Origin of the sequence: Archangium minus (assembly GCF_044360475.1) — a bacterium.
Taxonomy (GTDB): Bacteria; Myxococcota; Myxococcia; order Myxococcales; family Myxococcaceae; genus Archangium; species Archangium minus.
In genome coordinates this window covers 4795112-4816271 of the sequence record NZ_CP043494.1, presented here as the reverse complement: position 1 = coordinate 4816271, position 21160 = coordinate 4795112, and the positions used below count along the sequence as shown (strand labels likewise).

Genomic DNA, 21160 nt, shown 5'->3' with positions numbered 1-21160 from the left:
CAACCCCCACAAGGAGAAACACAATGCCCGCGAAAGAAAGCATTCAACACGTGCTGGACCGGATCCGCCCCCCTCGGGTGCAGATCACCTACGATGTGGAGATCGGAGACGCGGTGGAGCAGAAGGAGCTCCCACTGGTGGTCGGCATCCTGGCGGACCTGGCCGGTCAGCGCGAGGGGCTGCCCCGGTTGAAGAAACGCAAGTTCGTGGAGATCGACCGCGACAACTTCGACAAGGTGATGGCCGCCATCGAGCCTCGGTTGAAACTGTCCGTGGAAGACAAGATCCGCGGCGACGGCAACCGCATGCCCGTGGAGCTGAAATTCGAGAGCTTCGATGCGTTCCACCCACGCCAGCTCGTCGAGCAGATCGAGCCCCTGCGCAAGCTCCTGCATTCGCGCCAGCGGTTGGTGGACCTGCTCGCCAAGCTGGATGGCAATGACGCGCTGATGGAGCAACTGCGGTCCGCGTTGAAGGACAAGGCCAGACTCCAGGCGCTCGCGTCCGAGCTGAACGCGAAGAGCAATCCCTGACCCGCCTCCACACACCACCCCACGGAAGGAAGAGGACAATGGCTGACGATACAACGCAGAAGGCATCCGCCGAGAAGCAGGCTCCCAAGGAGGACCCGGCCCCGGGACTGCTGGCACGACTCATCGAGCAGGGAAGGCTCGCTCGCGACGAAAGCCAGCAGCCCCGCGCCCGAGAACTGGTGAGCGAGTTCGTGGCCCAGGCGCTCTCCACGGAGGCAACCGCCGAGGTAGACGTGCTGGCCCTCCTCAACCGGCGCATCACCCAGATCGACGAGCTGCTGAGCGCACAGCTCGACGAGGTGCTGCACGCCGAGCCCTTCCAGCGGCTGGAAGCCTCCTGGCGGGGGCTGCGCATGCTGGTGTTCGACTCGGAGACGGGGACGAACCTGAAGCTGCGCGTACTGCACGCCACCAAGAACGAGCTGCGCAGCGACCTGGAGCGGGCCCCCGAGTTCGACCAGAGCAACCTCTTCAAGAAGGTCTACGAGGAGGAGTACGGCACCTTCGGCGGTCAGCCCTATGGCGTGCTCATCGGCGACTACGAGTTCGGCCGCGCCCCGCAGGATGTGGCGATGTTGGAGTCCATCTCCCGGGTGGCCGCCGCCGCCCACGCTCCCTTCATCTCCGCGGCCAGCCCCTCCCTGTTCGACCTGGACAGCTTCACCGACCTCGGCGCCCCGAGGGACCTGGCGCGCCTGTTCGAGAGCACCGAGCTCATCCGCTGGCGCAGCTTCCGGGAGTCGGAGGACTCCCGCTACGTGGCACTGGTGCTGCCGCACGTCCTGCTGCGGGAGCCCTACGGGCCGGACACGGTGCCGGTGGAGGGCATCAACTACACCGAGAACGTGGACGGGCGTAATCACCGCAAGTACCTGTGGGGCAACGCCGCGTATGCGATGGCCCAGCGCATCACCCAGGCCTTCGCCCTCTACCAGTGGTGCGCCAACATCCGAGGCGTGGAGAGCGGTGGCATCGTCCAGGGACTGCCCACCCATACCTTCCGCACCGACGAGGGGGATATCGCCCAGAAGTGCCCCACCGAGGTGGCCATCACCGACCGGCGTGAGAAGGAATTGAGCGACCTGGGCTTCATCGCGCTCTGCCATTGCAAGGGCACCGACTACGCGGCCTTCTTCGGCTCGAGGACGGCCAACAAGCCGCGGCGCTACGACACACCCGAGGCCAATGCCAACGCCGAGCTGTCCGCCCAGCTCCCCTACCTGATGGCCACCTCGCGCTTCGCGCACTACCTCAAGGTCATCATGCGCGACAAGATCGGCGGCTTCTCCTCGAGCCAGGAGATCTCCACCTTCCTCAACCGGTGGATCGCCAATTACGTGCAGACCAACGACAACGCGTCGTTCTCCATCAAGGCCCGCCAGCCCCTGCGCGAGGCACGGGTGGACGTCACCGACATCCCCGGCCGCCCCGGCTCCTACCGGGCCGTGGTGTTCCTCCGCCCCCACTTCCAGCTCAACGAGCTGACCGCCTCCATCCGCCTGGTGGCCGATCTGCCCACCCCGGCCGCCTGAAACACTCCTCCTCCGTGAATCCCCTTCCACACCATGAGGTCATGACCAGACATGCCATCCAATATCTATCTCAAGATCGACAAGGCCAGGGGCGCCTCGAAAAGCGCTGATTTCAAGGGCCAGATCGAGGTGTTCTCCTTCAGCCACACCATTTCCTTCCCGATGACCAGTGGTGAGCGCTCCAACGAGGGTGATGACCGGCACGGCCGCACCCAGCACGAGGCCTTCACCATCGTCAAGAAGGCAGACGATGCCTCACCCAATCTCTTCCTGTACTGCAGCTCGGGCGAGGAGGTCGGAAAGGCCACCATCAGCATCCTGGGCAACAATAAGAGCAAGATCTTCTCCTTCGAGCTGGACAAGGTCTTCATCACCTCGGTGTCCATCAGTGGAGGCCCAGAGGACGATCCCATGGAGACGGTGATGCTCAGCTACTCGTCCATCAAATGGACGGAGGGCGCCAGCAATTCGACGGGTTGGGACCTGGAAACGAACGCGAAGAAGTGAGCCCGGGAGACACACGCATGAGAGCCGCACACCAGGACGGCGGAGCCTCCACTCCACTGCTGGACAGGTTGATGGACCTGAAAAGAGAGACAACTGGCGAGACCCTTGAGCCCCAGGTCTCGGAGGAGGCGTTGCGCGCCTCGGTGAGGCGAGAGGTAGCCCATATACTGGGCACGCGCTGCACGCTCTCCCTGAAGGAGGCCGAGTCGCTCGAACCCGGCGAGCGCTCCGTCCTGGACTATGGACTGCCGGACCTGTGGTCCCTGGGTTCGGCCCCAGAGGATGCCCGGCGCCTGGAGCGGCTCATCACCCGCGCGGTGGAGGCCTACGAGCCACGGCTGTGCCAGCTCCAGGTCTCCGTACGGCTCCCTCCCTCCGAGGAGGGAGCCGTCGTGGCGGTGCTCACCGCCCGGTTCGCGCCGGGGCTCATCCCTGAATCCCTTTCCCTCCCGCTGCGGCTGGACCGGGGCGGACGGCTGGTGGAGGTGGACGATGGGCTCTAGCCAGGACGAGCTGCTCCAGGCCTATCAACGGGAGCTGGCCTGGCTGCGCGGTGCGGGAGCGGAGTTCTCGGCCAGCTACCCCCGGCTGGCCGCGCGGCTGCGGCTGGAGGATGGCGAGGTGGGAGACCCCCACGTGGAGCGGCTCATCGAGTCGTTCGCGTTCCTCACCGCGCGCGTCCAGCACGCCTTCGACAGCGATCTGCCGGAGATCAGCAGCAGCCTGCTGGGCCAACTGGCCCCTCATCTGGTGGAGCCGCAGCCCTCCATGTCGATCGCCTGTTTCGAGGTGGACCCGGAGGCGGGCCTGTCCCTGGCGGGCACCCGCATCGAGCGCGGCACGTCCCTGCTCGCCGAGCCTCGTCCGGGGCAGGTCTGCCGCTTCCGCACCTGTTACCCGGTCATGCTCTGGCCGCTGAAGGTGACCGAGGCGCGCCTGGAATCACCTCTTGCCCACAAGTGGCTGCGCGAGCAGCGGAACGTGTCGGCGGTGCTTCGGCTGCGGCTGGAGACCTCCAACGGTGCCCGGTGGCAGGATCTGGATATCGAGCACCTGCGGTTCTTCCTCGACGGGCCCTCGGAGGTGGCCTTCCGCATCTACGAGTTGCTCACCGGTCACATCCAGAGCGTGGCGCTCATCCCGGATGGAACACCGGGCAGACCCCACCTCCTGCCTCGGGGAAGCCTGCGACAACCAGGCTTCGGCCCGGAGGAGGAGGTGCTGCCCACCCCTCCCCACTCACATCCCGGCTACCGCCTGCTGCGGGAGTACTTCGCCTTCCCGGAGAAGTTCCTCTTCGCCGAGCTGTCGCTGAGCCGCGAGTGCATCCAATCCGCCCAGAAGACACTCGAGGTGTTCCTGCTCCTGGACGATGATCCCGACGAGGGCCTCGCGGTCTCGCCGGAGATGTTCCGGCTGGGTTGCACGCCCATCATCAATCTCTTTCCCAAGCTGGCCGAGCCCCTGCGGATGGATCAGCGCCGCACCGAGTATCCGCTGGTGCCCGACGCCCGACGCCCGAAGGAGGTAGAGCTGCACTCCATCGTCTCCGTCAGCGCGTCACCCGACGAGAAGAAGCGGACGCGTGTGGTGGAGCCCATCTTCTCCTGGCGCCACCAGGAGCGGGGAGGTCGGCCACGCGCCTTCTGGCACGCACGGCGTCAGCCCACCGGTGACGCGGACGCGAGGAGCTCACGGATACTGCTGTCCTTCGTGGATCTGGACTTCAACCCCCAGCTTCCGGCGGATCAGACGCTCTACGCACACACGCTGTGCACCAACGGCTCGCTGCCCGTGCAGCTCGCCACCGGCGCACCACTGCAGGTGGAGCAACGAGCCCCGGTGGGTTCCATCCGCTGCCTGCGCCGCCCCACACCACCGCGACTGCCTCCGGAGCGAGGCCCCACGCTCTGGCAGCTCGTCTCCCTGCTGTCCCTGCACCACCTGTCGCTCAGCGGAGGCGAGCAGGCATTGGAGTCGCTCGAGGAGCTGCTGCGGCTGCATGACGGCTCTGGAGGCGATGTCGCCGAGAAACAGCTCCAGGGACTGACGAAGCTGGAGTGCCGGCCGGTGGTGAGACAACGCGGGTGGGACGCCTGGCGAGGCTTCTGCCGGGGCCTGGAGCTCACCCTCACCTTCGACGAGTCGTTCTACGTGGGCAACAGCGCGCTGCTGCTCGGGGCGGTGCTCAGCCACTTCTTTGGCCTGTACGCCGCGGTGGATTCCTTTACCCAGCTCGTGGCGAAGAGCGAGCAACGGGAGGGCACATGGATGAGATGGCCACCCAGGACCGGCGACCAGCCCCTTCTGTAGAGCAGGAGCTCCGCGAAGCCGGCTACCGCTTCGACTTCTTCCAGGCGATGCGCCTGCTGCGCCTGATCCACCCGGGGCAGGAGGCGCCCGCGGGCCGAGGCGTGTCGTTCCGCCAGGAGCCGGTGCGCCTGCGCTCCACGGTGGAGATGTCCTTCCCGCCCAGCGACATCGTCCAGGTGGAGTTTCCCCCGGAGAAGGCGGATGCACCGGAGCGGAGGGGCATGCCGGTGATGACGGTGGCCTTCTTCGGGCTGGGCGGAGCGTTGGGGCCGATGCCGAGGCCCTTCGCCCAGCAGTTGAAGGACCGGACGCGCGCCGGGGACACGGGGATGCGCGACTTCCTGGATCTCTTCCACCACCGGCTGCTGTCATTGCTGTACCGGGGGCGGCAGCTCCGCCGGGTGTGGCTGGAGGAGGGCGCGCCCGAAGCACATGACGTGGCCCGCTACCTGTATGCCTTCATGGGTCTGGGCACCCAGGGGATGCAGGGACGGTTGAAAGTGAAGGACCGGGTGCTGCTGCGCTACGCGGGGCTGCTGGCGCGCCGGCCCGTGTCCGTGGGGGCGCTGCGGGCGATGCTCTCGGATTGGTTGGGGGTGGACGTGCGCCTCCGGCTGCCCCGAGGGTCCTGGCTGGAGCTGGAGGAGGAGCAGTGGACGCGTCTGGGTCCCACCGGGCGCAACCAGCACCTCGGCCAGGGAGCGGTTCTCGGCAGGCGAGCCTGGCAGGAACAGGCGGGTTTGGAATTGGAGCTCGGCCCCCTCTCGTGGCGCCGCTACCGGGGCCTGCTGCCCGGTGGCCAGGGATTGGCCGCGCTGCGTTCACTCACCCGCTTCGCGCTCGGCCCGGGCCCGGAGGTGGCGCTGGTGCTGCGACCGCGCGCCGAGGACATCCCCGAACTGCCCCTGCGCGACGTGGGTGATCGCCGGAGCCCACGATTGGGATGGACGTCCTGGCTGCGCGCCAGGCCCGGACAACAGGGATTGCGGACGGTGGCGCTTTCACCCCGCCACCTGCGCGAACAACGAGAAGGGGCCGGAACATGAGCTACACCCAGGATCACGTCTACCTGTCCCTCACCACCCCCCTGGGCAAGGACGTGCTGCTGCTCCACGGCTTCCATGGAGAGGAAGCCCTCTCACAGCCCTTCCACTTCACCCTGGAGCTGCGCTCCGAGCAGCGCGACGTGGACTTCTCCCAGGTGGTGGGCAAGGACGCCGCCATCACCCTGGACCTGGTCCGCGGTGGCGAACGCTTCTTCCACGGAGTGGTGACCCGCTTCGTCCAGGCCGGTACCTACCCGGACTTCACGAAGTACATCGCCGAGCTGCGCCCCTGGCTGTGGCTGCTCACCCTCACCCGAGACAGCCGCATCTTCCAGGACAAGACGGTACCGCAGATTCTCGAGCAGCTCTTCACCGAGCACGGCTTCACCGACTTCCGGATGGAGCTCCAGCGCAGCTACCCGCCGCGCGAGTACTGCGTGCAGCACCAGGAGTCCACCTTCGACTTCGTCTCCCGGCTCATGGAGGACGAGGGCATCTTCTATTTCTTCGAGCACTCGAAGTCCCGGCACACGCTGGTGCTGGCGGACGATGCCGGCGCCCATGCGCCCTGCCCCGGGCCGGGAGTGGCGAGGGTGCAGGGGCATCAATCCACGGTGAAGACAGACGACGCCGTGACCGGCTGCGAGTTCGAGCAGCAGGTGGTCCCCGATGTCCATGCCCTGGGGGACTACTACTTCGTGATGCCCTCGACGCGGCTGCGCGCGAAGGTCGCTGGCGAGCAGGCCCGCTTCGAGCAGTACGAGTATCCCGGGAACTTCACCCAGCAGCACGTGGGCGAGCAGCGCGGCCGGGTGCGCCTGGAGTCCCATGAGGTGCGGGCCCGGACGCTGAGGGGCCAGAGCCGGGTGCGCTGGTTCATCCCAGGCCACCGCTTCTCGCTGACGGAACATGACCGCGACGACGTCGATGGAGACTACGTGCTGCGGTGGGTGTCCCATTCGGCCACGGTGGAGCAGTACGCCAACAGCTTCGAAGCGTTCCCGGCCGCCACGCCCTTCCGGCCGCCCCGGGAGACGCCTCGGCCCGTGGTGACAGGCGTACAGAGCGCCCGGGTGGTGGGCGAGCCGGGTGCCAGGGATATCTGGACGGACAGCTACGGACGCGTGAAGGTGCGCTTCCCCTGGGATCGAGAGGACCGGGACTCCTGCTGGATACGGGTGGCCCAGAGCCAGGCCGGCAAGGGTTGGGGCAACTTCTTCCTTCCCCACGTGGGCCAGGAGGTCCTGGTCACGTTCGTGGACGGGGATCCGGACCGGCCCATCATCACCGGCTCGGTCTACAACGCCGAGCAGCGGGTGCCCTATCCCCTGTCCGCCGAGCAGACCAAGAGCACGATACGCGGCGCCCCTTCCGGCGAGGGCCAACCCAACGAACTGCGCTTCGAGGACAAGAAGGGCGTGGAGGAGCTGTACCTGCACGCCCGCCGGGACATGACGGTCACGGTGGAGCACGACGGCCTGCGCGAGGTGGGTAATGACGACACGCTGGTGGTGAAGAAGGACCAGGTCGTGAGTGTCGAGCAGCGGCATGCGCTGGAGGCGGGCGAGGAGGTCCACCTGAAATCATCCAAGGTGGTCATCGAGGCCACGAGCGGACTCACCCTCAAGGGACCCGGGCCCGGCAATTTCATCACCATCGACGCGAGCGGAGTTTCCATCCAGGGATTGCTGGTGAAGATCAATTCCGGAGGCAGTGCGCTGTCTGGAGGCGGTGTGAAGCTCAAGCGCCCCAAGAACATTGCTGATTAGAGCGCATCACAACCGGGGCGCGGGACATCATTCACATAGGCAGGTGAATCCAACCCGGAAGAGGAAAGCACTCATGGCTCGGCATGTCTGTATGGGCGCGATGATGCGATGCAGCTTTGGCATGACTCCGTCCCCGCTCGTGGTACCGCCCGTGAAGAGGGTGCTCGTCGGGGGGAGCCCGGCGGCCAACATCCAGGACCACGTTCCCGTGACGAACATCCCACCATTTGGAATGTGCATGTCGCCGGTCAACCCCATGGTGATCGCCGCGACCGCCGCGGCCTTGGGCGTGCCAACCCCCGTGCCTTGCATACCGGTGACCCCAGCGCCCTGGGTGGTGGGCGCGCCCACCGTGGTGGTGGGTGGAGCCCCCGCCCTCGATGACCAGTCCCGACTGATGTGCACCTGGGGAGGCATCATCCAAATCATCCAGCCCGGCCAGCTCACCGTGGAAGTGCCGTAAAGGCTCGCACGCGAAGTCAGCAAGTGCTTGGCGGCACCTCGGGGCCGCACCACCCCCGGTACCCCGCTCATCCAGGCGAACTGCACTTCGCAGGATGACCAGCGGTTTCGCATCAGCCACGCCCAGGAAACCTCCTCAAGTGGGGCTACACCCCCACTCGCAGCAAGTGACAAACCATGCCGCGTCAACACACACGCACATCACACAAACTTCATGACGGCACACCCTCTTCCCCTCCTGCTTGAGCAATTCAAAAAGCACGACTCCCAAGACAACATGCCTCCCAATAGACACAACCATACCAAACACAAGAAAGAACCAAACAAAATAAGAAAAATAAACACAAACACACTGCCGCACCAGACAGTTTTGTGGACGTTCGGCAGGATGACTTTGCGTATGGCACCGGGCCGACACCTCCTGGGGTCACCGCTGTTATTTCATCGGCCCGGATTTAATGATTGTGAGCTCACAGTGCGGTACACAGCAGGACCCAAGTGCTACCGAGCGCGCACCGAAATTCCGAAAACCAACGCTCGCCTCCTCCAGAAGATCGCATACACGAATATCGGAACAACGCCCGACACACACCGTAACACCGCAAGCGTCATGGGCAAGAAACTAAACAATGGCAAAAGACTATCAGCGTGGAAATATGCTGGCTGGAAAGTGTCCTACAAAGACGACCGGAAACGCAGCGCGGAGTGGTGCCATCTGCGCGCAGCCTCTCTAGGGGGAGCAACCGTCCCACGAAACCTGGTCGCGGCCAGTTACTCAGCGAACACTTTCATGGCAGTGATCGAATCCCGAATCCGGGGAAATAGCAACGTGCAAGTGGAAGTCGAGGCTCACTGTAGCCGTCAGCATGTCGCAGAACGGATCGTCTACAAGGTGCGCTCCAAAAAAGATCGCAGGACCAACATCCAGTTCAATATCGACGCAAAATGCAAATATTTCACCGCCACAGATGGGAGAATAGTTGGAAACCACTTGGACTACTGGCTCTCGGGAATCGAAGAATAGATGAAGTCGGCGCAATAACAAAATCGCACTTCGACCATGTATTTCGACCGGATCGACGTTGAACCAAGTGCACCGTTGCTCCGGGGAAATGGAGCCGGTATCGGGCTCCGGCGGGACTTCTATGAGCAACTCCCGCGGAAAAGGAGAATATTCATGGCTCGGCATGTCTGGAATGTGCAGGTCGCCGCTCAACCCCACGGTGATCACCGCGACCGCTGCGGCTCTGGGCGTTCCGACCCCATGCCCTGCATCCCGGTGACCCCGGCTCCCTGGGTCGTGGGCGCGCCCAGAGGCATCATCCAAATCATCCAGCCCGGCCAGCTCACCGAGGAAGTGCCGTAAAGGCTCGCACGTGAAGTCACATGGGTGGAAGTGGCTCTCCACCTCTGGGGGCGTTGCTCCTCACGAGACAAGGAACACACGATGAAACAAATCTTGCACATGGTCATGGTTGCCGCCACGACCTTCGGGATGGGTGCCACGGCTCGGGCAGAAGAACCGCCGCTCGCCATCACGCTCAAGGACAGCCATCAGGTGCTGACCGTTGGCGGCTCCGCAGGGAAGGATGAAGATGCGGTCGTCCTGTCGCCCTTCCAGCTCCAACCTGGCCAGGGCTTCAGCCTGAAGCCAGTCGGGAATCCCGAGGACCGGCTCTTCAACATCATCTCCCAGCAGAGCGGCAAGTGCGTGGATGTCAAGGACGGGAGCCGCGAGGAGGGAGCCCTCATCGTCCAACGGCCGTGCAATGGTGCGGAATGCCAGATTTTCCAAGTGAGTGACAGGGGCGCTGATGGCCACCGGGAACTCCGCAACAAGCTCAGCGGTAAGTGCTTGGCGGCATCTCGGGGCCAAAGCAACTCCAGCACCCCACTCATCCAGTCGAACTGCACCTTGCAAGATGTTCAACGGTTTCGCATCAGTCCCGCCCAGACAATCGCATCCACCTCAGACACGCCCGCTGGATGAAACATAGGGCTCCACGACTTGGCGCGAAGGGATGACGCCACTGCCGCAGAAAGTGAGGTCCCATACTCCTGTCCTTCTTGCTGGATCCGCCGCCCCGCCGACGCACGTCGATTCATGAGAAACAAAACGCGAGCGTCTCGAACATGAATTCAGAATTTCGCATTCCCACTTTCGCCACCCGAACTCTCACCCATGTCCTTCATGTTCACCGAACTCAACGAATTGAGCGCAATGGATCGACTGAAGAAGCACACAGACAATCCCCAGCCTCTTTCGGAAATCCTACTGTACTATCTTTCTCCGATTTGCCCGCCTGAAAACTACAGCGAACTCTTCGACATCTCCCTTACCATCGAGAACGAGATGATTCGAAAAAAAATCATGAATCTAACCCTGACTGGCGCGCCAACAAGGCAAAACAACGCATATTACAAAACATTGAAGGAATGTTCACCTCACATCATCGACACCAAGAACGTGCTCCCCCCTCTACACCGTCTCGGCGCTATCTACGACGACCGAAAGCTCAGCAACGTCCTGAATGGAATCCAAAAAGGCGTCCCCCTCCCCCCGATCACCGTCAAATTTCTCAAAGACCACAAGACACACGAATACGAGATCGTGGACGGAATCCACCGGTACTACGCGTCCGTAAAGCAGGGGTTCGGCAAACTGCCAGTCAAACACCACCAAGGTGGGTAAGGAAGGGCATCCCCCCTCTCTGCCCGACATTCGTTGACCTTTGGAAAGGACTCCTCAGATGAATATCAAGACACTGACAGCCATCGTAAGCACCCTGTCGCTCGGCTCGCTCGCGACTGGCTGCGTGACCTCCAGCGGTTCCACGGTACCCAGCACGGAAAAGGGCGCGCAGGGCTCATGTAGCGCCACGGCCGGAGAGGCCTCCTGTAGCGGCAAAGCCACGCAAAGGGGCGGAGAGGCCTCGTGCGGAGAAGGCTCCTGCAGCGGCAAAGCCACGCAAAGGGGCGGAGAGGCCTCGTGCGGAGAAGGCTCCTGCAGCAGCAAGGCCACACAAAAAGGCGGCGAAGCTTCGTGCGGAGAAGGCTCCTGCGGCGGTGCCCAGAAAGCCGCGACTCCGGAGAAGGGCTCCCAGGGAGGCTGCGGCGAAAACAGTTGCGCGGGTGGCAGGTAGCCCGTCTCTCGGAGGCCCTCATGACGGCGAGCCATGCACAGGGAAAGGGATTGAAGCCGCTGGGTGTCGGCATCGGGCTGCGGCGAGACTTCTATGAGCAGCTCCCTCGCACCCAGCGAGCACTCGATTGGGTGGAGCTCGTCTCCGAGAACTTTCTCACCCTGGGGGGTCGCGCGCAGAGGGCGCTGGACGCCTGTGCCGAGCGCTGGCCGGTGATTCCCCACGGGGTGGGACTCGACATCGGCGGGCCCGAGCCCCTGAACGAGGACTACATGACCCGGCTCGCGGCGCTGGTGGAACGGGTGGACGCGCCCTTCTTCTCCGACCACCTGTGCTACGCGCGCCTGGGCGGGGTGTACCTGCACGACCTGCTACCGCTCCCCTTCTCCGAGGAAGCGGTGGAGCACGTGGTGCCTCGAATCCGCGAGGTGATGGCGAGGGTGGATCGCCCCTTCCTGCTGGAGAACATCACCTGCTACGCACGCATGCCCGGGTGCACCCTGTCCGAGGCCGCCTTCCTCCGCGCGGTGGTCGAGGAGGCCGACTGCGGTCTGCTGCTCGACGTGAACAACGTGTACGTGAACGCCCGCAACCACGGTTACGACCCAAAGGCATTCCTGGACGCGCTGCCGCTGGAGCGGGTGGTGCAGGTCCATCTGGCCGGCCACACGGAATTGCCAGACATCCTCATCGACAGCCACGGAGCCACCGTCCGCGACGAGGTGTGGGCGCTCTACCGGTATCTCCTGGAGCGCACCGGCCCGGTGTCGACGCTCATCGAATGGGACCAGGGGATCCCCTCGCTAGACGCAGTGCTGGACGAGGCGGACCGGGCGCGTGCGGTGCTCGGAGAGCTGGGGGAACGGTGATGCCAGGCCTTCAGCATTTCTTCGAGTCCATAAGGACCTACCTGGCGGAACCCGGGGCGGCGGAGCTGGAGCGGCTGTACGCGGCGCACCCCGGGTGGGAGGCACCGCGCACTCGGGTGGCACTGTATGGGCGCTTCGTACGCCACCACGTGGTGGACGGAGTGGAGAAGCTCTTCCCACTGGTTCGGCGATGCGTGGGCGAAGCCGCCTGGGAAGAACTGGTGCGGGGTTACTTCGCCACCGGGCCCGCGCGGCACTACGAACTCAACCGGCTGGGAGAGCACTTCCCGGACTTCCTCTCGGACAAGGCGCCGGAACGTGGGCTGCCCGCGTGGGTGCCGGAGCTGGCGCGCTTCGAGTGGACGGACTTCGCGGTCTACGCCTCGGAGGAGCGGGTGCCAGCGACGGTGGAGCGGCTCTCGCCCAACCCCACACTCGCGGTGCTGCGGCACTCCTGGCGGCTGTGCCCCTTCATCCGAGGTGGCGCAGAAGGCGAGCCACGGCCGGGCGAGGAACTGGCGCTGCTGTGGCGCCACCCGCGAGACCTGGTGACCCTGTACATGGCCGCGGATGACGTGGCGTTGCTGGCCCTGAAGATGGCGGTGGAGGGGCTGGCTCCAGCCGAGGTGGCTGTGGCCACGGGAGTGGCGGAATCCGACATCCGCGCCGCGCTGGAGCGCTGCGTGACAGATGGCCTGGTTCTCACTCCCTGAGTAAGCGTTACCTCCAGGCTCAATTCATTTGAGCGGCAAACAATATCCCTCACTCGTCACGAAGACTTTCTCCCTGCGTGGACCGAAAAACGGTATCGAACAGGCAGCGGGCCAGCGCATGACTGGTTAGTTGCTCGACGCCGGCACAGCGGTCATGAGAGACGCCACGGCCTGATGAAGCTGGACCCCGGGGCCACAGCTGACCCGGCCAAGGCCGAAGTCGCTCCGAGGCGCAGGAGAGCACGTGGAAATCGCAGTGATGCACGAGGGACAGTCGACGCAGGGCCAACCTCCTCTGGGGCTCTTCCGGCTGACCTGGCCGATCTTTTTTGAGTTCCTACTGTTCATGCTGATGGGCACGGCGGACACGCTCATGCTCAGCGGCGTCTCGGACGATGCCGTGTCCGCGGTAGGTGTGGTCAATCAGTACATCTTCATCTGCATCCTCATCATGGAGGTCATCAGCAACGGGGCCTCCGTCGTCGTCGCGCAGTACATCGGCGCCCGCCGAGCGCAAGAGGCCGCCCGGATCACCGCTCTCTCCATCACGCTGAACTTCCTGCTCGGCATCGTCGTCAGCGCGGGCCTGCTGCTGTTCGGCAACGCGATCCTGACCCACATGAACCTGCAGGGCCAGGTGCTGGCTCATGCCCAGACGTACATGGGCCTCGCGGGTGGATTCCTCTTCCTCCAGGCGCTCATCAACGTCTTCTCCAGCATGCTCCGCACGTACGGCTTCACCAAGCAGTCCATGTACGTGTCGCTGGGCATGAACGTGATCCACGTGCTCTGCAACTACCTGCTCATCTTCGGCCACTTCGGCTTCCCGAGGATGGAGGTGGCCGGTGCCGCGATCTCCACCGGCCTGAGCCGCGCCATCGCGCTCGTCGTCTTCGTCTGGATGCTCTACCAGGTGATGGAAGTCCGGATGGCGCTTCGCGACTACATGACGTTCTCGAAGGAGTACATCCGGAAGATCCTCAAGGTGGGCATTCCTTCCGCCGTCGAGCAGGTCACGTACCACGTCTGCCAGACGGTGTTTCTGTACTACGTCACCTTCGTGGGCACCGCGGCCCTGGCCTCCAGGCAGTACGCGCTGGCCATCTCCCAGTATGTCTTCCTCTTCAGCCTGGCGATCGGCATCGGCACGTCCATCATCGTCGGGCGCCTGGTGGGTGCGCGCCGCGCGGGCGATGCGTACCGGCAGGTCCTGCAAAGCTTGAAGTGGAGCGTGCTGATCACCATCGCGGTGGATGTGATCGCGATCGCGTTCCGCAAGCCGCTCGTCGGGATGTTCACGGAGAATGCCGACATCATCCGGCTGACCTCGCAGGTGATGGTCCTGAGCCTCGTGCTCGAGACCGGGCGGGCCTTCAACCTCGTCCTGGTGAATGCCCTGCGCGCCGCCGGAGATGCCACGTTCACCGTCTACATGGGCTTCCTATCCATGGCCTGCCTCAGCCTGTCGCTGGGCTACCTCTTCGTCTTCAAGCTGAACATGGGACTGCCGGGCGTCTGGCTGGCCATCGCGGCGGATGAGTGGACGCGCGGCATCGTCTTCTGGGTCCGGTGGCGGAGCAGGGCCTGGGAGAAGAAGTCGCTCGTCTCCCCCGTGGAGCAGGAGCAACCGGCCCCGGTGGCCGTCGGCGCGTGAGGACCCAGGGAGCGAATGTGAGGCACTTCGTCCTGGTCGCCCTGGGCGCCACCCTCTGGGGGTGCTGGTCCCTCTTCCTGCGGCCCGCCGGCCTCTCCGGCATCCAGAGCGCCTTCCTCTCCATGGCGCTCCTGTCCCTCCCCGCTCCCTTCGTCCTGCGCCGCGAGGCCTGGCGCGATCGCCGTGCCACGCTCGCGCTCGTCATCCTCGGGTTCAGTGACGCGGCCAACTGCGCCCTCTTCTTCGGCGGCGTCCAGCGCGGTCCCGTCGCCGTCGCCGTCCTCACTCACTACCTCGCCCCCCTCCTCACGGCCCTCTGCGCCCCCTGGATCCTCCGCGAGCGACGCTCCCCTCGCGCCCTCCTGGCGGCGCCCCTCACCCTCGCGGGGCTGGCGCTCCTGCTGGATGTGCACCGGGGAGGGCTCGCCGATCCCTGGACCGCCCTGCTCGGCGGCGGCAGCGCCCTCTTCTTCATGGCCAACGTGCTCGCCTCGAAGGAGGCCTCTCGCGCCTACTCGCCCCTGGCCATTACCGCGCTCCACGCCCCCATCGCTGTCCTCGCCCTCCTGGTCGTCTTCGGGCGCGACGCCCTGCCTCCCGCGATCGACGCCCGCCTCCTCGTGGCCTCCTGCGGCGTCCTCCTGTGCGGCTTCGTCGCCAACCTGTTGTTCTATGCCGGACTCCGCCGCATCCCCACCGCCACCGCCAGCGCCCTGACCTACTTGGAACCCCTTACCGCTGCCTTCGTCGGGGTGCTCGTCTTCGGTGAGTCTCTCGGGCCGCTCGGCATCCTGGGTGGGTTGGTGGTCCTCGGCTCTGGCGTCTGGGTCGCCAGCGAGCCTCGGGCTCGGGAGAGTGCCCAGGGCCAGGACGCACCGGCCCCCACGGGTACGGGGTGACCCATGGGGACCGGTAGAAGGGGACTACTTCAGCTCCTTCTCGAGTGCCGCCCGGACTTCCGCGGTGAAGCCCCCCAGCAGCTGGCGCCCCGTGTCGATGAGGGGCCTGCGGACGTGGTTCGGGTTCGCCGCCAGGTGCCGCACCAGCTCCTCCTCCCCGAGCGCCCCCAGCTCCGCCTTCCTCTTGGGCGCTATCAACTGGTGGACGCCTCCCAGCTTTGCCGCCAGCGCCCGGACCTCGGCCTCGCTCAGCGGCTTCTTCGTCAGCTCCCGTACTTCCGCCTGCACTTCCTTTTGCGCGAGAAACTCCCGCGCTGACTTACAACCCGTTCAACCGTTCTTGATATAGAGCGTGATGGACATGCCTCCCGTGTAGCAGTCCCACCGCACTCCCTCAAATACCCGCTTGCACTGGGGGCCGGGGGAGTGGTCCTCTTGCGAGATCCCGTCAGAGTCCACGGGAGCAGTCCCCTCATGGAACCCTCCGTCGATAGCCGCGAGTACCGCGTCGTCTTCTTCTGCCCGACCTCGAGCGCCCAGCTTGAGCACATCGAGGCACCCGTGCGCCGCGTTCTCACGCGCATCTCCGCTCCTCCTGCCGAGCTCGCCCCGCTGGAGGCCGCCGGGACGCTCGGCGAGGCCGGCTGGCGCGTGTACCTGGTGCGCTCCATGACCGAGCGCTCCGCCGCGCACGCCCTGGCCGCCCATGTCACCGAGGCCGCCTCCGCCATCGCCGCGGAGCTGGACACCGAGGTGCTCGGGCTCTACGTGGACGTGGGCAGCGACTCGGCCCGCGTCTGCCGCTGCATGCCAGACGAGAGCCCCGAGACGTTCGCCGGCCGCCGCCGCAACGTGCTCGACCGCACCGCCGAGTGGCTGGACATCAACCCGGCCAACCTGTCGGCCCTCTTCCAGCTCGGCATGGACACGGACGAGGAGATGGACGCCGAGGATCGCTTCGTCGAGTCCAAGCTGCGCGAGGCGCGCGAGCTCATGCAGCGTTACCGTCAGGGCAAATGAGGTCTCGCACCCCGGCGGACTTCGCCGGACGCTGTCCCACCTGCTACCTGCCCACCGCCCTGTGCCTGTGCGCCGACGTCCCTCGGATTCAGACGCGCACGGACTTCCTTGTCATCCGGCACAACAAGGAAGCCAACAAGTCCACCAACACGGCGCGGCTGGCGGGGCTCGCGCTGACGCGCTGCCGCATCGTCACCTACGGGGCTCCGGGTCAGCCGTTCGATTTGTCGGTGCTCACCGCGCCGGGCACCTGGCTGCTCTTCCCGGATGCCCAGTCGCCTCCGCCCGGCACTCCGCCGCCCGAGCGGCTCGTGGTGCTGGACGGCAACTGGGCGCAGGCTCGGCGCATGTACCAGCGGCTCCCTGAGCTGCGCCGTCTTCCGGGGCTCGCCTTGCCTCCTCCGCCCCCGGAGGCCCGACGCTTGCGCCGCTCGCCCCACCCCTATGGCATGTCCACCGTGGAGGCCATCGCCGGGGCGATTACGGTGCTCGAGGGCGAAGAGGTGGCTCGCCCGCTCTATGCGCTCCACGAGTTGATGATCGACCGGGTGTTGATCGCCCGTGGCCGGCTCGAGGACGACGACTGATCCGTGGATGTCCCCTCTCCCTCTGGGAGAGGGCTAGGGTGAGGGTATGTCCCTTCCCGTGTTCCTGAATGGGAACGAAGACCTGGAGTTGCGTGCTCCGATGCGGATCAGGCCCAGGCGCGACACGGGGTGACACACGGGGTGACACACGGGGTGACATACCCTCACCCCCCGCCCTCTCCCAGAGGGAGAGGGAGCATGCGCAACTCAGGTTCAGCGCCCTTGACTGTTGCCATCCACGTCCGCAAGGAGGCCTGGTCCCAGGGCAGCTCGTCCGGCCAGAGCCGCACCGCGCCCTCCTGCCCGATGGAGACGAGCCCCTGGCCATCCGGGAGGAACTCCACCCGCCTCACGGTCGAGGCGTGTCCCCGGAGTGCCCGAGCCTCGCCGCTGGCCAGGTCCCAGAGACGCACGGTCTTGTCGTGGCTCGCCGACGCCAGCCGCGTGCCGTCCGGAGAGAAGGCGAGGTCGGTGACATCGGCGATGTGGCCCCGGAGCACCCGCCGGAGCTCGCCGGTGCGCCCGTCCCAGAGCCGCAAACGCGGATCCAGTTTGCTCCGGCTGACCACAAGTCCACCGTCCGGCGAGAAGAGCACCTCCTCGATTCCCGCCCCGCTCGAGTCCAGGCGTGGGCCCGGGCCGCCCTCCAAGTTCCAGAAGCGCAGGGTGTGATCCATCCCTCCAGAGACGAGCCTCCCGCCCTCCGGCGAGAAGGCCACGGCGTGGACCTCGTCCTCGTGGCGGCCCAGGACGCGCTCCGCTCCCGAGCCCACGTTCCACACTCGCACCGTCCCGTCACCCCCCGCCGAGGCCAGCCATCCACCGTCCGGCGCGAAGGTGAGTTGGAACACCTTCTTGTCCTGGCGGCCGAGGACCCGCCCCTCCCCGGAAGCGAGCTCCCACAGCCGCACCTCGCCGCCTCGGTCCGCCGAGGCCAACCACTGGCCATCGCCCGAGACAGCGAGCGCGGTGAGGCGACCGGTATGGCCCTCGAGCACGCGCTCCACCCGCCCGGTGGAGCCCTTGCGCTGTTGGAGCCGCCCCCCGGGCCCGGCGGACACGAGCCACCGGCCATCCGGGGAGTACACCAGCAAGTCCGGGACACAGTCGCGCTCTTCCAGGAGAAGCGTTCCCCCGGCCGGGTCGAACAGGCGGAGCGTGCCCTGATCGTCCAGAGTGGCCAGGCGCTGGCCATCGGGAGAGCGGGCCAGGGCCACCAGGGGACGCGGCGCCGTCACGAGGACGCGGTGGAGCTCCGAGTCCACGGAGAACAGGCGCAGGGTACCGTCCGAGCTGCCCGTGGCGAGGTGCCGGCCATCCGGAGAGAACCAGGTCGAGAAGATCACCTCCGGAGCCGCGCGCAGGACCCGGACCTCACCGGTCGAGAGGTTCCACAGCCGCGCGGCGCTGCCGTTGCCACTGGCGACGACGTACCGGCCATCCGGGGAGAACCGGATGTATTGGAGCATCCCCTCCATGTGACCCAACACCCGGCTCTGGCCGCTGGCCAGCTCCAGGAGCCGCACGTCGCCCTCGAGGTTGGCGAACGCCAGGCTCCCACCGTCCGGAGAGAAGGAGGGCACCATGGCCATACCGAAGTGCTCACCGAGGTGCCGGCTCCTTCCGCTCCGCGTCTCGAAGGCACGCAGGACACCATCGCGCCCCGCCACCACGGCCAGCTCGCCGTTCGGGGAGAGCGCCATTCCCCGCGCCATCCCGCCATCCTCCAGCGGTTGGAAGGCGCCTCGCGTCAGGTCTCCCAGCACCGCACGGTGGTTCGGATAGGTGCAGAGGAGCACGTAGCGGCCATCGGGCGAGACCATCAGCTCCTCGAGGCCTCCGTGCCCGGTGTGGACCATCCGCATCGGACCGCCGTCCCGATCCCAGATGAAGAGCTGGTCATCCACGCGGCTGTTGGTGAAGAGGTAACGGCCATCCGCGGTGGTGACGAGCGCGGACACGGGTCCGGCGAGGGTCGCGAAGATCCGGCCCTCCCCCGTGTCGAAGTCCCAGCGGCGGAGCGTCCCGTCCTTGCTGCTGGAGATGACGCTCCGGTCATCGGGGAAGCGCACGAGCCGCCAGACCTCATCGGAGTGACCGGGAAGGAGAGCCCGGCTGGTGCCCCGCGACAACTCCGAGAGGCGCACGGAGTGGTCGTCACTGCTGCTCAAGAGGTAGCGGCCATCGACCGAGAAGAGGAGTGCGTTGACGACCTCCGAGTGGCCACGCAGCACGGTGGCGAAACCGTGGGTCCGCGCATCCGCCGCGAGCGTGCGCACCGCCGACCACCCGGTGAACTCGGGCGAGAGGCGCCGCAACCATCGGATGGCGTCGATCGGATCGAACTCCACCGCATTGCGCGCCTGTACCAGCATGAGCTCGTCGGCCCTCGCCGTCGCCTCCGCCTGCTTGCGCTCGGCACGGTCGCGCTCGTCCAGGATGCGGCCGAGGCTCACGCCTCCCAACACGGCCAGCAACGTCATCGCCACGCCCGTCACCAGCACGGCGGCCCGGTAGCGCCGGACGAAGCGGCGCAGCAGCTCCATCCGCGAGTACTCATAGGCTCCGACGATCTGTCCCGTCTGGAAGCGCCGCAGATCCTCGGCCAGCTCGCGCGCGGTGGCGTAGCGCTCGGCGGGCTCCCGCGCCATCGCCTTGGTGACGATGGCCACGAGATCCACCGGGATGCACAGCTGACGCCGGGACAGAGGCGGCGGAGGCCCCTGCACCACCCGCTGCAACACCTGCCCCGAGGAGCCCCCGTCATACGGCTGTGTCCCCGCCAGCAGGTGGTAGAGGATGGCGCCCAGCGCGTAGACGTCGGCGCGCTCGTCCACGGGCTGGCCCATCGCCTGCTCCGGCGGCATGTACGCCGGCGTTCCCATCACCGTCCCTACCCGGGTGAGGCCTCCGTCCTCGGCGTCCGAGGCCGTGCCGGCATTCCCCACGGCCTCGCTCCCGCCCTCCCGCGAGAGATCCTTGGCCAGGCCCCAGTCGATGACGACCGTCTCTCCGAAGTCCCCCACCAGCACGTTGGCTGGCTTGAGATCGCGGTGGATGATGCGCTCGGAGTGCGCGTACGCGATGGCCTCGGCCACCGCGAGCACGTGCGGCAGCAGCGCCAGCCGCTCCTCCAGCGTGGCGCGCTCGGCGATGACGTCCGCCAGCGAGCGGCCGGAGACCAGCTTCATGGAGTAGAAGGGCTCGCCTCCCGGCCAGCGCCCCGCCTCGTAGACGGGCACGATGGAGGGGTGTTGCAGGCGCGCGGTGACGAGCGCCTCGGCCACGAAGCGGGACTCGGCCTCGCGGACCGGAGAGAGCATCTCCTTGATGGCCACGGGCCGATCCAGCCGCAGGTCCCTCGCGCGGAGGATGCGGCCGATGCCCCCGTGGGCCAGCTCTCCGGTAATGGCGTAGCGGGACGGATCCACCTTCGGCAGCGTCGCGTCGTCCGCGGGCACTCCGGAGACAGGGGCGCTCGAGGGCGAGAGCAGCGTGGTGGCGGACTCCATGCCGGACGCATCCTCCCGCGAACCGGGGACCGACTGGACCGGGGGCACGTACGTCGATGCGCTCCCGGACACGGATGCATCCGGCTCGTCCGAGGGACCGATGCCCTCTGGCGGCCTGGCCTGGCTCATGGATGTCTCCCCGGGCCGCGACCGTGCGTGGCCCTCATGGCCTCTTGGATCCTACGCCATGCGGAGTCCCGCTCGCGTGGTCCGCCCTGAAGCCCTGGAGCCACGGTGGGGTGTGGAGGGGTAGGCCCGCCCAAGCCCGCAAAAACCGCGGCCCGCTCCTCGATGCCTGGGCATCAAGAAGCGGGCCACGTAGAATCCCGCGTGCCCCCCCGGACCTCGCGGAAATGGGAAGCGCCTCCCCCCTTTGCACTGCAAGGCGCCTCCTCGGAGTTTGTCGGATCCGCAGTGCAAGCCCCCTCGCATCGCGGAACCCGTCCCCCGTGTTCTGAAAGCACCTTCTCATGAGCCCACTTCCAGCGCTGTGAGCCGGCTCACTCCGTTGCTGTGAAATGGTTCACACCCCCTCCACCCCCTGCCCTCCGTGCGAGCAGGCAGGGCCAGCCGAGCGGGCTCTCGCACCCGGAACCCTACT

General features: G+C 66.3%; 19 protein-coding genes. 16 read left to right on the top strand and 3 right to left on the bottom strand.

Translation table 11 applies throughout. The annotated features are described in order from the left end of the window. The first annotated feature begins 23 nt into the window (after positions 1-23). The 8 genes from tssB to F0U60_RS19925 all read left to right on the top strand — a co-directional run bounded on the left by tssB (position 24) and on the right by F0U60_RS19925 (position 8163). On the top strand, positions 24-533 hold the full coding sequence (gene tssB / locus F0U60_RS19960) for a type VI secretion system contractile sheath small subunit (RefSeq protein WP_395822331.1): 510 nt from the start codon (positions 24-26) through the stop codon (positions 531-533). Between the two features lie 38 nt (positions 534-571). Continuing rightward, positions 572-2065, top strand: coding sequence for a type VI secretion system contractile sheath large subunit (gene tssC, locus F0U60_RS19955; protein ID WP_395822329.1), 1494 nt, complete (start codon positions 572-574; stop codon positions 2063-2065). A 51-nt stretch (positions 2066-2116) separates the two neighbouring features. Further along, entirely contained in the window at positions 2117-2572 is a 456-nt protein-coding gene (locus tag F0U60_RS19950) for an Hcp family type VI secretion system effector (protein ID WP_395822327.1), read from the top strand. Between the two features lie 17 nt (positions 2573-2589). Beyond that, complete coding sequence (tssE, locus tag F0U60_RS19945) at positions 2590-3075, top strand: type VI secretion system baseplate subunit TssE (RefSeq protein ID WP_395822325.1); 486 nt, start codon at positions 2590-2592, stop codon at positions 3073-3075. Further along, positions 3065-4885, top strand: a complete 1821-nt coding sequence (tssF, locus tag F0U60_RS19940; RefSeq protein WP_395822323.1) for a type VI secretion system baseplate subunit TssF — start codon at positions 3065-3067, stop codon at positions 4883-4885. Before tssE ends, tssF begins: the two co-directional genes overlap by 11 nt. Continuing rightward, positions 4840-5931, top strand: a complete 1092-nt coding sequence (gene tssG / locus F0U60_RS19935) for a type VI secretion system baseplate subunit TssG (RefSeq protein ID WP_395822321.1) — start codon at positions 4840-4842, stop codon at positions 5929-5931. Before tssF ends, tssG begins: the two co-directional genes overlap by 46 nt. Then, a complete protein-coding gene (locus F0U60_RS19930; RefSeq protein WP_395822319.1) occupies positions 5928-7700 on the top strand; it encodes a type VI secretion system Vgr family protein in 1773 nt (590 codons plus the stop codon). The genes tssG and F0U60_RS19930 overlap by 4 nt, the downstream gene beginning before the upstream one ends. Before the next feature lie 73 nt (positions 7701-7773). Continuing rightward, positions 7774-8163: a DUF4280 domain-containing protein gene (locus F0U60_RS19925; protein ID WP_395822317.1), complete on the top strand. Its 390-nt coding sequence runs from the start codon at positions 7774-7776 to the stop codon at positions 8161-8163. A gap of 774 nt (positions 8164-8937) precedes the next feature. Here F0U60_RS19925 and F0U60_RS19920 read toward each other — a convergent pair. Further along, the gene (locus F0U60_RS19920; protein ID WP_395822315.1) at positions 8938-9570 is read right to left on the bottom strand and encodes a hypothetical protein; all 633 of its coding nucleotides are present in this window, start codon (positions 9568-9570) and stop codon (positions 8938-8940) included. Positions 9571-9609: 39 nt separating this feature from the next. Here F0U60_RS19920 and F0U60_RS19915 point away from each other — a divergent pair, with 39 nt between their 5' ends. The 6 genes from F0U60_RS19915 to F0U60_RS19890 all read left to right on the top strand — a co-directional run bounded on the left by F0U60_RS19915 (position 9610) and on the right by F0U60_RS19890 (position 15440). After that, positions 9610-10152: an RICIN domain-containing protein gene (locus F0U60_RS19915; protein ID WP_395825326.1), complete on the top strand. Its 543-nt coding sequence runs from the start codon at positions 9610-9612 to the stop codon at positions 10150-10152. 192 nt (positions 10153-10344) lie between these two features. Then, positions 10345-10854 (top strand): hypothetical protein, encoded by a 510-nt coding sequence (locus F0U60_RS19910; protein ID WP_395822313.1) that lies wholly within the window; start codon positions 10345-10347, stop codon positions 10852-10854. A 471-nt stretch (positions 10855-11325) separates the two neighbouring features. Continuing rightward, the gene (locus F0U60_RS19905) at positions 11326-12174 is read left to right on the top strand and encodes a DUF692 domain-containing protein (RefSeq protein ID WP_395822311.1); all 849 of its coding nucleotides are present in this window, start codon (positions 11326-11328) and stop codon (positions 12172-12174) included. Next, positions 12174-12887: a DUF2063 domain-containing protein gene (locus tag F0U60_RS19900; RefSeq protein ID WP_395822309.1), complete on the top strand. Its 714-nt coding sequence runs from the start codon at positions 12174-12176 to the stop codon at positions 12885-12887. The genes F0U60_RS19905 and F0U60_RS19900 overlap by 1 nt, the downstream gene beginning before the upstream one ends. 259 nt (positions 12888-13146) lie before the next feature. Next, a complete protein-coding gene (locus F0U60_RS19895) occupies positions 13147-14541 on the top strand; it encodes an MATE family efflux transporter (RefSeq protein ID WP_395825324.1) in 1395 nt (464 codons plus the stop codon). 17 nt (positions 14542-14558) lie between these two features. Then, complete coding sequence (locus F0U60_RS19890) at positions 14559-15440, top strand: DMT family transporter (protein ID WP_395822307.1); 882 nt, start codon at positions 14559-14561, stop codon at positions 15438-15440. Positions 15441-15464: 24 nt separating this feature from the next. Here the strand turns inward: F0U60_RS19890 and F0U60_RS19885 are convergent, their stop codons facing one another. Beyond that, positions 15465-15728, bottom strand: a complete 264-nt coding sequence (locus tag F0U60_RS19885) for an arsenate reductase family protein (RefSeq protein ID WP_395822305.1) — start codon at positions 15726-15728, stop codon at positions 15465-15467. 186 nt (positions 15729-15914) lie between these two features. Between F0U60_RS19885 and F0U60_RS19880 the strand changes: the two genes are divergently transcribed. Together F0U60_RS19880 and F0U60_RS19875 are read left to right on the top strand one after the other, a co-directional pair. After that, positions 15915-16460, top strand: a complete 546-nt coding sequence (locus F0U60_RS19880) for a hypothetical protein (protein ID WP_395822303.1) — start codon at positions 15915-15917, stop codon at positions 16458-16460. Beyond that, positions 16457-17047: a tRNA-uridine aminocarboxypropyltransferase gene (locus tag F0U60_RS19875; RefSeq protein WP_395822301.1), complete on the top strand. Its 591-nt coding sequence runs from the start codon at positions 16457-16459 to the stop codon at positions 17045-17047. Before F0U60_RS19880 ends, F0U60_RS19875 begins: the two co-directional genes overlap by 4 nt. 164 nt (positions 17048-17211) lie before the next feature. On the opposite strand, the gene F0U60_RS19870 is transcribed toward F0U60_RS19875, so the two are convergent. Beyond that, complete coding sequence (locus F0U60_RS19870) at positions 17212-20688, bottom strand: WD40 repeat domain-containing serine/threonine protein kinase (protein WP_395822299.1); 3477 nt, start codon at positions 20686-20688, stop codon at positions 17212-17214. Between the last annotated feature and the right edge of the window lie 472 nt (positions 20689-21160).

Coding starts and splice junctions, on each gene's coding strand:
- F0U60_RS19905 (WP_395822311.1), top strand. CDS start 11,326: ATGACGGCGAGCCATGCACAGGGAAAGGGATTGAAGCCGCTGGGTGTC.
- F0U60_RS19880 (WP_395822303.1), top strand. CDS start 15,915: ATGGAACCCTCCGTCGATAGCCGCGAGTACCGCGTCGTCTTCTTCTGC.
- F0U60_RS19910 (WP_395822313.1), top strand. CDS start 10,345: ATGTCCTTCATGTTCACCGAACTCAACGAATTGAGCGCAATGGATCGA.
- tssB (WP_395822331.1), top strand. CDS start 24: ATGCCCGCGAAAGAAAGCATTCAACACGTGCTGGACCGGATCCGCCCC.
- tssG (WP_395822321.1), top strand. CDS start 4,840: ATGGATGAGATGGCCACCCAGGACCGGCGACCAGCCCCTTCTGTAGAG.
- F0U60_RS19870 (WP_395822299.1), bottom strand. CDS start 20,688: ATGAGCCAGGCCAGGCCGCCAGAGGGCATCGGTCCCTCGGACGAGCCG.
- F0U60_RS19925 (WP_395822317.1), top strand. CDS start 7,774: ATGGCTCGGCATGTCTGTATGGGCGCGATGATGCGATGCAGCTTTGGC.
- F0U60_RS19915 (WP_395825326.1), top strand. CDS start 9,610: ATGAAACAAATCTTGCACATGGTCATGGTTGCCGCCACGACCTTCGGG.
- tssF (WP_395822323.1), top strand. CDS start 3,065: ATGGGCTCTAGCCAGGACGAGCTGCTCCAGGCCTATCAACGGGAGCTG.
- F0U60_RS19930 (WP_395822319.1), top strand. CDS start 5,928: ATGAGCTACACCCAGGATCACGTCTACCTGTCCCTCACCACCCCCCTG.
- F0U60_RS19895 (WP_395825324.1), top strand. CDS start 13,147: ATGCACGAGGGACAGTCGACGCAGGGCCAACCTCCTCTGGGGCTCTTC.
- F0U60_RS19900 (WP_395822309.1), top strand. CDS start 12,174: ATGCCAGGCCTTCAGCATTTCTTCGAGTCCATAAGGACCTACCTGGCG.
- F0U60_RS19875 (WP_395822301.1), top strand. CDS start 16,457: ATGAGGTCTCGCACCCCGGCGGACTTCGCCGGACGCTGTCCCACCTGC.
- tssE (WP_395822325.1), top strand. CDS start 2,590: ATGAGAGCCGCACACCAGGACGGCGGAGCCTCCACTCCACTGCTGGAC.
- F0U60_RS19950 (WP_395822327.1), top strand. CDS start 2,117: ATGCCATCCAATATCTATCTCAAGATCGACAAGGCCAGGGGCGCCTCG.
- tssC (WP_395822329.1), top strand. CDS start 572: ATGGCTGACGATACAACGCAGAAGGCATCCGCCGAGAAGCAGGCTCCC.